Source organism: Aquimarina callyspongiae (assembly GCF_034322225.1).
Taxonomy (GTDB): domain Bacteria; phylum Bacteroidota; class Bacteroidia; order Flavobacteriales; family Flavobacteriaceae; genus Aquimarina.
This window is the reverse complement of sequence record NZ_JAXLPA010000005.1, coordinates 561,979-576,268: the sequence shown is the minus strand read 5'-3', so window position 1 is coordinate 576,268 and position 14,290 is coordinate 561,979. Positions and strand designations below refer to the sequence as shown.

The following is a 14,290-nucleotide window of genomic DNA, read 5'->3' as shown; positions in this document are numbered from 1 at the left end:
ACGTCCTGCTAAGCAATTAGCAGGACGGAGAATTGCTTAGAACAATGCTTTTAGTTACTCAAACTCGTATATTAAATCAATATGTCAACAATATTAGTATTCCCGTATAGACGGGAATCTCCTAGCAAAGGATAAGGAATACTTTAAAAAGATTCCTGCCTATGCAGGAAACAATTTAAGGTGGTTATAGCATCGGGGCTCACCTCTTACCATTCCGAACAGAGAAGTTAAGCCCGTTAGCGCCAATGGTACTACAATCGTGGGAGAGTAGGTCGCCGCCTTCTTTGAAACCCTCATCTAAAATGATGAGGGTTTTTTTATGCTTGAAAGTTTTAAAATAGATATAAAAAAACCTTCATTTTATTTAATGAAGGTTTTTAACTGATTAACTTTAGAATGCACTAATACAACATCCTCTAAAACAAGCTACAGGAAACCCAGGAAGTAAAGGCCTGCATTGCGAAGCGGTAGTACAACTTTGACCGGTAGACCCCCCACCATTAGAATTACATTCATTAGCATAAGATCCCGTAATTAATGATTGTTCTTTTTTGCTTAATTTTTGAACATTTTGTAATGCTAAAATTTTTGTGTGCATAATATTTAATTTAAAGGTTAATAATTAATTTTAATATACTACTATTTTTTGCACAACATCAAAACTTTAAGAAACTTGAGATGCTTTTTATGAATTTACTTATATGTTTGTGGTGATGGGTGTTTCTGCATACCTAGGATCAGGAATATAATCTTGTTTAAGAATTTTAATGATTTCTATACTGAGAAAACCAAATTCTTCTACTACTTTACCATAGATGCGGTATACTCCTTTATATTTTAATTTATATTTTTCCTGGACCTTGGGAAATAGAACAGTATCAAAAATATCACCAAACTGATCAAGAAATGTTCCAAAAGCCATACGTTTACCATTAGAAGTACGAGTGCTTTTCATAGCTATTAGATATCCATAAATATCAATGTTTTTATTGAGATATTGTTTTAATTGATTAGCTCTGTTTTTATTTTGTATATCTGATGCTAATATCTGGTAATAGCCGGATAATGGAAATCCAAAAGATTCGATTTGTTCAAAAGCAATTTCTAAGGATGAAGCTGTTAATTTGGGTAATGTATATTCTTTACGTTTTTGTGTAAATAAAAGAGGTTGATTTTTATTAGAATAATCTGTGTTATTCATTTTAAAATAGGCTTGCCACAATAACTCGTGTTTATTTTTTTTAGTAAACTCAAAGGCTCCTATTTTTATTAGAATAGAAATTTGTTCTATACCTATTGGAACTCTATTAATAAAATTATCTAATGATGAATAGTTTCCATTTTTATTACGGTCTGTTAAAATAGATTCAATAGTTTTATGATCTAAGTTTCTTAGGATCATAAAACCCAAGAATATAGTTTTATCCTGTAGTATATGTTCGTATTGACTAGTATTAATACAAGGAGGTATAATTTTCGCTCCAAAAAGTTTAGCTTCGTGTAAATATACTTCAGGCCTATAGAATCCACCTCCATTATTTAGCGTGGCGACTAAGTATTCTATAGGGAAATAAGCTTTTAAGAAAAGACTTTGGTAGCTCTCTACAGCATAAGAAGCAGAGTGCCCTTTTGGAAAAGCATATCCTGCAAAACTTGCTACCTGATTCCATATTTCAGAAATAAGATGTTCTTTGTATCCTTCAGTTCTGCAATTATTGATGAATTTGTTTTTAACTTGTTTGAATTCTTCTCGAGATCTAAATTTACCACTCATACCTCGCCTTAATACGTCAGCTTCATCTAGGGTAAGTTTCGCAAAAAAATGAGCAACTTTTATTACATCTTCCTGATATACCATTATTCCGTGAGTATCACTCATAAGATCTAGCATAATAGGGTGTGAGTTTTTTCTTCTTTCTTTGTCATGTTCTCTGAGAATATATTCACGCATCATTCCGCTTTTGGCAACTCCGGGTCTAATAATAGAGCTAGCAGCTACTAACCCCAAATAGTTATCTGTTTTAAGTTTGCTAAGTAGCATACGCATAGCAGGAGATTCTACATAAAAGCAGGCAAGACATTTGGCATCTCGTATCAAACTATTGATTTTATCATCTTTCTTAAATCGGTTAATATCATGAATATCAAAATTGGCTTTTTGAGGTTGGTTGTACTGAATGATTCTAATGGCATCTTTGATTTTAGCTAACCCTCGTTGTCCTAGGATATCATATTTATACAAACCTAGATCTTCTGCGATAATCATATCAAATTGTACTGTAGGAAATCCTTTAGGAGGTAAGTCTGTAGCTGAATAATAATGTAAAGGCTTTTCACTAACTAATATTCCACTAGCGTGAATACTTATATAGTTAGGAATACCTTGAATAAGACGACTATATATAATCACCAATTTGTGAATGTGATCCAGAGAATTGTAGTTATAATCTCCTTCACTTAACTTATCAATTTCAAATTTAGGTAACCCAAATACTTTACCAATTTCTCTTACAGCACCTTTATAATGAAAAGTTACATAAGCGCCTAATAATGCTACGTGATTAAATTCTTTAAAAATAAAACGAGTAATATCTTGTCGATCTTTCCAGGAAAAATCTATATCAAAATCTGGAGGACTGGTGCGATGAGAATTGATAAAACGTTCAAAATATAAATCTAACTCAATGGGGTCTACATCTGTGATCCGTAACAAGTATGCTACAATGCTATTTGCACCACTACCGCGACCTACATAATAATATCCTTTGCTTTGTGCATAATTGATAATTCTCCAGTTAATCAAGAAGTAAGGGATAAAATTCATTTTGCTAATGAGAGAAAGCTCTTTTTTTAACCTTGCCAATACTTTTTGATCTGCTGTAGGATAGCGATAGGAGAGGCCTTGTTTACAAAGTTTCTTTAATAATTTATAATCATCTTGAATATTACCAGTATATGTTTTTTGATTAAGAGGAGGTTTGTTTTTTGAAAAATCAAATTCTATATGACATTGATTTAAAACCTTGATTGTATTCTCTATAATAAAATTAAATTCTGAAAATTGTTTTATGATCTCATCTTCAGGAATCATTTGTTCTGAAAAACAAGCTTGTTGATCGTCTGATAAACGGCTTAGAAGAATATTATTGTCAATAGATCTAAGCAAACGATGTGCGTTAAAATCCTTTTTGTTTCTGAAAGTTACTGGTTGTAGAACAATTAGTTTCTTTCTTAATTTTTTATATCTCGAAAATGTAAGTTTAGTAAGATCTTTTGAGCATATACCTATAAACTCATTTGAAGCAAAATTAATTTTTTGCGATGATAGGATCTGTTTAAAAGGATAGATAATGAAAGCATTTTTAAAATCAGGAGCTATGTTAGGAAAACTCTTTTTTTTATGTAGATGATATGCTAAAAAATCATTAAGCTCTTTATATCCTTCATTGTTCTTTGCTAGTCCTACATACAATGGTTGATGGTTATTTCTAAAATCAATACCTATAATGGGTTTGATTTGATAATCTTTAGCTTTTCTGATGAAATTAAGACAAGCAGAGGTGTTATTAATATCAGTTAAAGCCAAACATTTTACTTGGTTTTGTTGTGCAAGTTCTAGTAGATCTATTTCAGAGAAAGTTCCGAAACGTAGACTATAATATGAATGGCAATTTAGATACATATTTACATCATTGTTTTCTGTGAGCTAGCACAATCGGTGGTTGCCCATTAAATGGATTATGCATCCTACCGATTGTTTTAGCTCCCATAGCAGCGGCTCTGATAACACTTCGATCACCGTATCGAATTCGGATATTGTCTAATGCTTTGTATAAACTAAGTTGTTTTTCATCATCAAATAAATTGATTTGGTAATTACCACTTACTAAATGGCTAAAACGAATACCAATTAATCGCACTAATAATCGTTTTTGATATAGTTTATCAAAGAGTTCCAGGATTTTAGGTATAAGAGTATGATCTGCGCTGGTATATGGTATTTTGAGTTGTTTGGTATAAGTATTAAAATCAGAATATCTCACTTTTACAGCAATACAAGCTGTAAGTTTATTGCCCCTACGTAATTGATATGAGAGGTTTTCTGTCATTGCGATAAGAATATTACGAAGTTTATACACATCTATGGTATCTCTGTCAAAAGTTCGTTCGGTAGAGATTGATTTACGTTCAGAGAAAGCGATAACGGGAGTATTATCTATACCATTAGCTCTTTTCCAGATCGTACGACCATTGACGCCTAATACTCCTTGCATTACTTCTACAGGCATATCTTGTATTGTTTTTACATATCGTACGCCTAAATTTCTGAGCGAATGATAAGTTTTGTCTCCAACCATAGGTATTTTTTTGATAGATAAAGGGGCGAGAAAAGGTTTTTCGGCACCAAAATCTATTTTCATCTGATTATTAGGTTTAGCTTCATTAGTAGCTACTTTAGATACTACTTTGTTTTGTGAAAGGCCAAAAGAAATAGGAAGTCCAGTTTCTGAAATTATTTTCTGACGTAATTCTGTAGCATATTTATAAGTGCCAAAAAACTTATCCATACCAGAGAGGTCGGCATAGAATTCATCAATACTAGATTTTTCGAATAGAGGAACATTTTCTTTTATGATCTCTGTTACATCATCAGAATACTTACTGTAGGTTCCAGCGTTTCCTTTTATGATAGTAGCTTCCGGACATAATTCTTTGGCTATTTTCATGGGCATACCAGAATGTACCCCAAAAGTTCGGGTCTCGTAGCTGCAGGCAGCAACGACGCCTCTGTCACTAATACCACCTACGAGTAAAGGCTTGTTTTTTAATGAACTGTCAATGAGACGTTCTACAGATACATAAAATGTATCCAGATCGAGATGTAATATGGCTCTCAATATTTACTTTTTTGGAATATTTCCAAAATTATGGAATATTTCCAATTTAGTAACTATTAATTCAATTATTTTATTAACAATAGGGCAATAAAAAACGGCATCAATACTGATGCCGTTTTGAAAAAAATTTTATTCTGGGGCTACAAAATAAAATTAACTCTTCACTAATTCTCTATATAACCAGCAAATTGTTGCATAGCTGTTCTAGTAAGTTCTTTTGCTCTGTTCACGTAGAAAGTTTTAGTGTCATCAAGCGATTCGTTTTGTAGCTCAACATCGCTTCTTACATAATCTTTCTGAGATTCGAATACTGATTCTTTATCATTGATTACTACGCTTAATTCTTGTAATGCGTTTTCTAATTTGTGTAGGGCTTGTTCAGCTTTGTTTTTTATTAGCGCTTGCTCTTTTAACTCAGCCGCACGTCTTGCTTCAAACTCAGCTTGCCTTTTATTTTGTTCAGCTATTTGCTGCTCTAATTTTCTTTGTTCGATTTCTAACTGACGTCTTTTTTCTTCTAATTCTTGCTGTTTAAGAGATACCTCTGCAGTAGCTTCTGCAATTCCTTCTTCATCAAGGCTAGCAGTATCTTCACTATAAGGGGATCCGTTATCTTGACAAATTGTTAATTGTTCTAAAACTTTAGATCCAAGATCTTTAGCACGTTTAGCAAAGTATCTGCTTCGCTCATAAGTATCTTGTGCTAAAGAACTTTCCATATCGGTTTTAGCCTGGTATGCTGTTTCATTTGCTTCTTTACATCCGCATTGATCTGCTAAATCTTCTACTTTTTGAAATGCTTCGATTGCTTTATCAGCGTATTCCTGAGTATGAAATACATTATTTGCTCCGTGTGCTTTCTTACTATGTGAGTAAGCATAACTAGCAGCGGTAAGTGCATCTTCATATAGATCTTGAGCATTTATTTGGGGAACTAGGCAAGATAAAAATAAGATCAGTGAGAACTTCTTCATGTCTTTGGGGGCTTTTTATTTACATGACAATTATACAATATTTATAACGTAACTTCCAAAAAAAAACGTCATTAATCGATGAAATGCGCACTTTGTCTTGATTTTTATGGTTTAACCTCAAATAAAGTGATAAATATCCTACTGTCAGTGAGTTCGCTGTGTATAACGATATACGATAAACGTAAATATCTATTTTATATTTTGACAGAAACCGAAAATCACAATTTTAACTTCTATTAATAATATCTTGTAAGTAAATTATGTATATTCGTCTAATAGCCTATGAAAAAACTAATTATTTCTTCAGTTAATCATAATCTCAATAACGCAATCGCCTTATTAGACGCAATAGATTCAGAAACTTACAAGGATGCATCAGTAGGGCCATACTACTCTAGTATAGGTTCGCATATCAGGCATACACTAGATTTTTTTGATTGTATAATTAATGGTTTGGATGCTAATAATATTGATTTAACAGCTCGTAAACGAGATGAAGTTTTATCAACCGATAAAGAGGCAGCAAAAGAACATATTTATAAACTTCAGGAGACGTTGATTTCTTACGTAGATGTTAATACAGATTACTTAATTCATGTAACCGATAATTTAGGACAAGGAAAAGTAACTGTAAGCTATACTTTAGAAAGTATTCTAGCTCATGCAAATAGCCATGCAGTGCATCACTATGCTACTATTGGGTATATTCTTGATCGATTAAGAGTTGCCATAGAAATTGCGGGATTTGGATATAACCCTACTACACCTGTAAATAAAAGAGAAGGGATTTAAGAAGCCCATTCTATAAAAGTTAAAAAAACCATAAATAGTGTAAGTTGTAATGTACATGTAAGACTTATTAGGGCCTTTTTGGATTTTATAAAATAAAAATGACTTAATGAGATTATTGCTTATCTCCCTTTTTACAATTTTTACAATCATTACATTTAGATTACAAGCACAGGAAACAACAGGTTCTATACAAGGAATTATCAAGGATAAAGATCAAAATCCAATTCCTTATGCAACCATAATTATGGTAGATACCGAAACAAATTTTAAGTACGGTACTACTTCTCAGGATAATGGTTTTTATCTTATAAATAACTTATCACCATCAATTAATTATAGAGTAGAAGTATCTTTTCTAGGGTATAAGACTGAAGAAGAAAGTAATATTGTTATTAATTTAGGAAGTATTATAACCCGCAATTTTGTTCTTAATGAAGATAATGTAGCTTTAGATACAGTAGTGATACAATCTTCTGCTGGAGATAAACAAAAAACGGGAAACGAAACATTACTTAGTTCAGCCCAAATTTCTACTACTCCGACCATCAATAGAAGTATTCAGGATTTGACAAAAAATTTACCTGAGAATAATCTTAATTCTTTTGGTGGAGCAAGTAATAGGTTTAATAGTCTTAACATTGATGGAATTGCTAATAATGATGTCGTTGGTTTTCAGGAACCTGCCAGTGGAGCTTCTGGATCTTCTGCAAATGGAACACCAGGTAGTTTATCCCGTTCACAACCGATAGGTTTAGGAGCAGTGAAACAACTATCAGTTAAAATAGCACCTTTTGATGTTAGTATAGGAAATTTTAGCGGAGCAAATATAAATCTTGTAACAAAGAATGGTACAAATACCCTTAAAGGTGAAGTGTATGGCTTTGGAAATAACCAAAATTTAGTAGGGAAATATGCTGACGGAATCAGACAAGATGTCTCTGGTTTTCATGATGTACAGTTTGGATTTGGTATTGGTGGAGCGATAAAAAAAGATAAACTATTTTACTATTTTAATTTTGAGCAAGCACTATCTGATAATCCTGTGTTAAATGCTCCAGGAAGCGCAACCTCAAACATCTCATTTGATGTTGTAGAACAGATTGCAGATAGATTACGCACCAGGTATAACTATGATCCGGGAACATTTACAAATGCTTCTGTAAAAACAGCTAGCACAAAGGTTTTTGCCAGGTTAGATTATAATATCTCTGAAAAACACAAGCTTACCTTGCGTAATAATTATGTGAATAGTTATGCCGATAATCTAGAGTGGAATACTTCTATTTTTAATTTTGGAAACCAAGGATACAGACATAATAGTGTTGCTAATAGTTTGGCTTTAGAATTAAAATCAAACTTTGAGAACAATCTTTCTAATAATCTTACACTAGGATATAATATTGTAAAAGAAGATCGTGATTTTGATGGGCGTGTTTTTCCTCATATCCAAATAGCATCTAACTCTACCAATAGGATATTTGCGGGAACGTATCGAGAAGCTTCTGTGTATAAAACAGATTTTTCAACGATCCAAGTTGCAGATAAACTAACTTATGTTACTAAAAATAATACATTGACTTTTGGGGGATTGGCCCAATTTAATAATATAGATTATGGGTTTTTATCTGCTTGGAACGGAAGGTGGGAGTATCGTTCTGTAGATGATTTTTTAAATGATCGCCCAAGTAGAATAAGAGGAGTATATAACATAAATAATAATGACTTTGATTTTGTAAGTAACCGACCTTCTGCAACTATTTCTGTGATTGAAGCCGGCTTGTATGCTCAAGATAAAATCAGGATATCTGATAAACTTACATTAACAGCAGGAATACGCCTGGATACTCAATTTTTACCAGAATCATTACCAATAAGTAATGAAGTATTGAATACACCAGAGTTTAGTCGTTTTGACAATAAAATATCCAAAAAACCACAATTCAACCCAAGGATAGGTTTTAATTATGCTTTTGATCAAGGTAAGAAGTATAAGTTAAGAGGTGGTACAGGATTGTTTTCGGGAAGAATCCCTTATTTATGGTTCGCATATGCAGAATATATTTCGGGTACCGAATATTTCAATATTGATTTACGACCTACAGAAGTAACACCTCTAACAGAAAACTTGGGTGATTTAAGAGCTACACAACCAAATCTTACAGAAATTAATTTAATAGATACTGATTTTACCCTTCCTAGAGAGTGGAATACAAATATTGCTTTTGAGGCTAAATTACCCCAACAATGGAAAGTAACTATTGAAGGAACGTATACAGAGGTATTAAAGGGAATATTTTTTAAATCAATTAATAGAAGAGATGAATTAGGTAACTTTGAAGGAGCTGATAATAGACCTTATTTTCTACAAACAGGAGATGATATAAAGATTAACTCCAATTTTACCAATGTCTTTTTATTGACAAATACTGATAAAGGATATCGTTATAACTTTACTACAGGAGTCTCTAAATCTATAAAAAATTACTCGGGTTATTTAGGGTATAGTTATGGAGTAAGTAAAGATATATCAAGTACTGTACGTAACTCTCCTGCAGCAAACTTTGAATGGAACCAAGCTGTTTTTGGTAATGATCCTGGACTTTCGTTTTCTAATTTTGATCTTAGACATAAATTTGTGTCTACCCATTCGTATAATTTTAATTTTGGACAACATAATAATGCTACTATCTCATTTTTATATAATGGCCGATCAGGAAGTCCATATTCATTTGTCTATCAGGGCGATCCTAACAGAGATGGCTCATCCAGAAATGATCTGATATATGTTCCTGCCAATCAGAGTGAAATTAATCTGGTAGATATTATTGATAGTAATGGAGTGGTAACAACTTCAGCAGAGGAGCAATGGCAACGTTTAAATAGTTATATAGAAAATAATAGCTATTTAAGAAGTAGGAGAGGAGATTATGTAGAACGTAATGGAGCTAAAACTCCTTGGAATCATGAATTGGATATGAAACTTCAATATCGAAGAAGCTTAAAAAATGGAAAAGCAATTACACTATCTCTTGATATGCTTAATGTTTTAAACTTTGTCAATAGAGATTGGGGGCGTTTGGTTTTTGTCCCTAATGTAGTGAATTCGAGCTTTAGCCTTCTCAATTTTGTAGGGATTGAAAATGAGCAACCGCAATACCAGTTTAATATTTCTGATGGAGAACAGCCTTGGGTAGTAGATCTAGAGAATTCTAGATGGAGAGCTCAATTGGGATTAAAATTTAGTTTTTGATATTATTTTTTACCAAATATTGAATTCATAATCGTTTTAATACCTCTAAATGCCATAAATATTGCAAAACCAGCACCAATAATTCCTAAAATTAAAATAGGGATGTATAATGGATGATTTTGATTTTTAAAAGCAGAGTGTATTATAACAGGGCTAATAAACATAAAAATTAATGCAATAGCCATACGTTGTACTCCTTTACCAAGTAGTTCTTTATCTGTTCTTTTAGTTTCCATAGTTGATTATTGCATTACGAACACTACCATATTTTTTAAGTAAAGATTCTGCTTGTTCTCGTTGTATGTCTAGCTCTTCCATAACCATACGAGTCCCTCGATCTACAAGCTTATTATTACTAAGTTGCATATCAACCATTTTATTGCCTTTTACTTTTCCTAATTGGATCATAGTAGCAGTTGAGATCATATTTAGTACTAATTTTTGAGCGGTTCCAGCTTTCATCCGAGAACTACCTGTTACAAATTCGGGACCTACAGTAACTACTACCGGGAACTGTGCAGTAGTAGCTAATGGACTTCCTTCATTGCAAGTAATACAGCCAGTAATAATGTTATTGTTATTGCATTTTTGTAATGCTCCAATAACATAAGGTGTGGTTCCGGAAGCAGCAATGCCAACAACCACATCTTTTTGGGAAATGTTGTATTCTTCTAGATCTTTCCAACCTTGATCAGTATCATCTTCAGCGTGTTCTACTGATTTTCTAATTGCAGTATCTCCTCCGGCAATTAAACCTATAACAACATCAGGAGAAACCCCAAAAGTGGGTGGACACTCACTAGCATCCACAACGCCTAATCGACCACTGGTTCCTGCTCCCATATAAAATAATCTTCCACCATCTTTTAATTTTTGAACTATTTGAGCAATCAATATTTCAATTTTTGGAATCACTTTTTGCACCGCATTTGGTACCGTTTTGTCCTCAGTATTGATGTTAGTTAATAACTCATTGATAGTCATCTTTTCAAGATGATCGTATTTTGAAGCTTGTTCTGTGGTTTTTGTAAAATGCATACTTCAAAAATACTCATTTTTCTGAGTTATTCTCTAATCATAAACTGAAAACGATCGGCTTCAGAAAGATTAAAATACCCTAATGCATAATTATCAGGATTGGTAGTATTGATGATATTGCCTCGTATTCTTGCAGGCGGCGTCTGAAAAGGATTTCCACCTTCTTGTTCACTTTGTTCTATAAGTAGGTTACTGTAGTTATAGTACCTTTCATCGATCCCCAGAATTTTTATCGTGACTTCTCTCCCTGCAACCGGATCTTCATAGAAATACGAAAAATTAAATGCCTCACCTTGATAGAATCGATCCTCACTTGGTAGGAATAAATTAAAATCAAAATCAAATAAATAAAAATCATCACGATTGCCATCATCGGTAAAGAAAACGATCACCTCTGTTTCATCTCCATCAAAAAGAGTTCCATCACCTTGCTCTATATTATCTATTGCCACTGTAGGAATGAGTTGCGTTGTCGCCTTATATGTTTCTGAGTTATAAACAACAGTGAGTTCGTATTCTATGCCAAATTCTGGAAGGATTGAGGTGTTTTCAGGAATATAAAACCCTGGTTCTCCAGTTTCAATAAAATTAACAATAGAATTATCAGAAAGATTGGTGATAAACACAGTCGCATCACTTACTGTGGGTACATCTTCATCAAAAAATGGAGCTGATAATGTTAATCTAACACCTCCTTCTGCATCTACGGGAGTTTCATTAAGATATATCTCAAAAGAGGCGTCTATTACCAATCGCGGTTCTCCATTAGGGACATCGACATCAACTACATCTTCACAACTTGCAAATAGAAAAAAAACGAATATAATGTATAGTAACTTTTTCATAAGTTTTAAAATTTAAAATTGTAGGTTACCGCTGGGATAACCCCAAAAATTGAAGTCCTGATAGCTTCGTTTACAAAAGTGTCTTGATTTCTTGTAAACGTAATAGAAGCTGCATTTCTACGATTGTATAAATTGTAAATACTGAATACCCATTCTCCTTGCCATTTTCTGTTTTTATTTTTTTGAGGAGTAAGAGTGGCTGAGATATCAATACGATGATATGAAGGTAAACGCTGATCATTACGTGGCCCATCAAATATAGGAACTACTAATCCTTGAAATTCAAATTGCCCTGAAGGATAATTAGTAGGTTGTCCGGTCTGGAAGACAAAATTAGCGCCGAATTTCCATTTAGAATTTAACTCATAACTTCCATTAAAAGAGATATCATGAGTTTTATCATAAGGAGTGTTATACCACTCACCATTATTAATTCCGGTTTCTTCTGGAGTTCTTCCAGGAGTTCTTTGCTCTGATTTTGATAAAGTATATGCTAACCAACCTTTAAATTTACCCTCATTTTTTCTTAATAAAAATTCCAAACCATAAGCTCTGGCTTCTCCGTTTAGAATATCTTGTTCAATAGCATTATTGGCAATGAGATCTGCTCCGTCAATATAATCAATCCTATTTTTGATTTCTTTATAAAACACTTCAGTTTCTAACGTATACTGGTTGTCTTTAAAATTCTTAAAATAACCTAGTGCATACTGATCCAATAATTGTGGTTTAATGTATTTACCACTAGGAGTCCATACATCTAATGGAGTAGGGGAGTTCGTATTTGATAATAGGTGTAAATATTGAGCCATCCTATTATAACTAGCTTTTACAGAGGTGTTATCATTAAAAGCATATGCGAGAGCTAATCGTGGTTCGAGATTAGTAAAACTTTCTATTTTATCACTTCTACTGATGGTTTCTGTTCCTATTGGATCTGCAGCTTCATATATCTGCAATTCTTGATTAAATAGTAGAGGATTGTCATTTTGATAAATGTTTAATTCATCCTGTCCTAATCTTATAAAATTGCTAAGCCTTAATCCGTATTGAAGGGTAAGGTTATCGGTGATTTTATGCTCTGCATCTACATATGCAGCAAATTCATTGGCGTACTTATCAATTAACTTTTCTCGTATAATTCCTGAATCTGGGCGATTAGGTTTGATTTCACCCGGATTAAATCTAAAATAGATATTGTTGACTCCGTAATTAAGTTGAAAATTATTGTTTAGGTAATGTTTAAAATCATATTTGATATTAAAATTACGTATGCCTGAATCCCATTCGAACCCTACAAAATCAAGCTCTAATCCATAAAAATAATCAGAATAGATTAAAGAAAGATTAGAAAATAGCTTGTCAGAAAATAAATGATTCCATCTTAGATTAAGCACCGTGTTGCCATAGATGTTTTCAAAGCTTTCATTGATACCAAAAACATCTCGCCCAAAATATCCTGAAAGGTATATGTTATTGTTATCATTTATTTTGTAATTCAATTTAGTATTTAGATCATAGAAATATGCGGTATTATCGTTATCCAGGAGTGGTAAAAATAGGTGAGCATAAGAAGCTCGTCCTCCAACTAGAAATGCTCCTTTATTTTTTTTGATAGGTCCTTCTGCTAATAATCTACTAGAAACAGCTCCAATTCCGCCATTGAGGTGATATTCTTTACTATTCCCTTCTTTTTGATAGATATCAAGCACAGATGATACACGACCTCCATATTTGGCTGGAATTCCTCCTTTGTATAATTTGATATCTTTAATCGCATCTGGATTAAATACAGAGAAAAAACCAAAAAGGTGAGATGAATTAAAGATAGTAGCTTCATCTAGTAATATTAAGTTTTGATCTGCAGCTCCTCCTCGAACATTAAAACCAGAAGCTCCTTCACCACCACTGGTAACTCCTGGTAATAAAACAATGGATTTTATTACATCTGCCTCTCCAAGTACTACAGGGATTTGTTTGATTGTTGCCGCACTGAGTTTGTTAAGGCTCATTTGGGGTGCTTTGATGCTTACTTTTTCGACGTTTTCTTTAATGATTACTTCTTCCAACGTTTCAGAAGCTTCGGTGAGCTGAAAATTTAGCTTCTTATCTTCGTTAATATTGATTTCTTGTATAATATCCTTAAAACCTAAATAACTGACTTGAAGTTTATAAACTCCTTCGGGTAAAGTGATAGAGTAGAAGCCATATTCATTGGTGACTACACCTTTACCCATTTCTGGGAAAAGAACATTTACTCCTATAAGAGTTTCGTTACTTGATTGCTCCGAAATGGTACCACTAATGGTATATTTTTCCTGGCTAAGTACGATAGAATGCACAAGCAAACATATCGTAATTAGTATTACGTTAATTGAGATGTGTTTTTTCAAAGGAAAATGTTTTGGCGATAAGCGCTACTATTGTAGACGCATTAGCGAAAGTTAAATTACAAATTCTTCGTTTATACTTGTTTATAACAGTATGTTAATT

The 14,290-nt window shown here is 32.9% G+C and carries 10 protein-coding genes and 1 rRNA gene; 3 read left to right on the top strand and 8 right to left on the bottom strand.

The features are described from left to right. The first annotated feature begins 176 nt into the window (after positions 1 to 176). Positions 177 to 284: ribosomal RNA gene (gene rrf / locus U0D62_RS22000) — 5S ribosomal RNA — on the top strand. 107 nt (positions 285 to 391) lie between these two features. Here the strand turns inward: rrf and U0D62_RS21995 are convergent. From U0D62_RS21995 to U0D62_RS21980, 4 genes are all read right to left on the bottom strand, one after another. After that, on the bottom strand, positions 392 to 598 hold the full coding sequence (locus U0D62_RS21995) for a hypothetical protein (RefSeq protein WP_322289514.1): 207 nt from the start codon (positions 596 to 598) through the stop codon (positions 392 to 394). Positions 599 to 697: 99 nt separating this feature from the next. Beyond that, positions 698 to 3,682: a DNA polymerase III subunit alpha gene (locus U0D62_RS21990; protein WP_322289513.1), complete on the bottom strand. Its 2,985-nt coding sequence runs from the start codon at positions 3,680 to 3,682 to the stop codon at positions 698 to 700. A gap of 7 nt (positions 3,683 to 3,689) precedes the next feature. Then, positions 3,690 to 4,901, bottom strand: coding sequence for a DNA polymerase IV (gene dinB, locus U0D62_RS21985; RefSeq protein WP_322289518.1), 1,212 nt, complete (start codon positions 4,899 to 4,901; stop codon positions 3,690 to 3,692). A 161-nt stretch (positions 4,902 to 5,062) separates the two neighbouring features. Beyond that, positions 5,063 to 5,872 (bottom strand): hypothetical protein, encoded by an 810-nt coding sequence (locus tag U0D62_RS21980; RefSeq protein ID WP_322289512.1) that lies wholly within the window; start codon positions 5,870 to 5,872, stop codon positions 5,063 to 5,065. Between the two features lie 282 nt (positions 5,873 to 6,154). On the opposite strand from U0D62_RS21980, the gene U0D62_RS21975 reads away from it, so the two are divergent. Further along, positions 6,155 to 6,664: a DinB family protein gene (locus tag U0D62_RS21975; RefSeq protein WP_322289511.1), complete on the top strand. Its 510-nt coding sequence runs from the start codon at positions 6,155 to 6,157 to the stop codon at positions 6,662 to 6,664. 106 nt (positions 6,665 to 6,770) lie between these two features. Then, entirely contained in the window at positions 6,771 to 9,914 is a 3,144-nt protein-coding gene (locus U0D62_RS21970; protein WP_322289510.1) for a TonB-dependent receptor domain-containing protein, read from the top strand. Between the two features lie 2 nt (positions 9,915 to 9,916). Here U0D62_RS21970 and U0D62_RS21965 read toward each other — a convergent pair whose 3' ends face one another. From U0D62_RS21965 to U0D62_RS21950, 4 genes are read right to left on the bottom strand one after another with little or no spacing between them, the layout of a single operon-like run. Continuing rightward, a complete protein-coding gene (locus tag U0D62_RS21965) occupies positions 9,917 to 10,150 on the bottom strand; it encodes a DUF6095 family protein (protein WP_322289509.1) in 234 nt (77 codons plus the stop codon). Beyond that, positions 10,140 to 10,952: an N-acetylmuramic acid 6-phosphate etherase gene (gene murQ / locus U0D62_RS21960; protein ID WP_322289508.1), complete on the bottom strand. Its 813-nt coding sequence runs from the start codon at positions 10,950 to 10,952 to the stop codon at positions 10,140 to 10,142. Before murQ ends, U0D62_RS21965 begins: the two co-directional genes overlap by 11 nt. A gap of 26 nt (positions 10,953 to 10,978) precedes the next feature. Then, entirely contained in the window at positions 10,979 to 11,797 is an 819-nt protein-coding gene (locus U0D62_RS21955) for a DUF4249 family protein (protein ID WP_322289507.1), read from the bottom strand. 5 nt (positions 11,798 to 11,802) lie between these two features. Then, positions 11,803 to 14,172: a TonB-dependent receptor gene (locus tag U0D62_RS21950; protein ID WP_416135558.1), complete on the bottom strand. Its 2,370-nt coding sequence runs from the start codon at positions 14,170 to 14,172 to the stop codon at positions 11,803 to 11,805. Between the last annotated feature and the right edge of the window lie 118 nt (positions 14,173 to 14,290).

Bases quoted from the DNA above. Each gene is read 5' to 3' on its own strand.
- U0D62_RS21965 (WP_322289509.1), bottom strand. From the start codon at position 10,150: ATGGAAACTAAAAGAACAGATAAAGAACTACTTGGTAAAGGAGTACAA.
- U0D62_RS21955 (WP_322289507.1), bottom strand. From the start codon at position 11,797: ATGAAAAAGTTACTATACATTATATTCGTTTTTTTTCTATTTGCAAGT.
- U0D62_RS21975 (WP_322289511.1), top strand. From the start codon at position 6,155: ATGAAAAAACTAATTATTTCTTCAGTTAATCATAATCTCAATAACGCA.
- murQ (WP_322289508.1), bottom strand. From the start codon at position 10,952: ATGCATTTTACAAAAACCACAGAACAAGCTTCAAAATACGATCATCTT.
- U0D62_RS21980 (WP_322289512.1), bottom strand. From the start codon at position 5,872: ATGAAGAAGTTCTCACTGATCTTATTTTTATCTTGCCTAGTTCCCCAA.
- U0D62_RS21970 (WP_322289510.1), top strand. From the start codon at position 6,771: ATGAGATTATTGCTTATCTCCCTTTTTACAATTTTTACAATCATTACA.
- U0D62_RS21990 (WP_322289513.1), bottom strand. From the start codon at position 3,682: ATGTATCTAAATTGCCATTCATATTATAGTCTACGTTTCGGAACTTTC.
- U0D62_RS21995 (WP_322289514.1), bottom strand. From the start codon at position 598: ATGCACACAAAAATTTTAGCATTACAAAATGTTCAAAAATTAAGCAAA.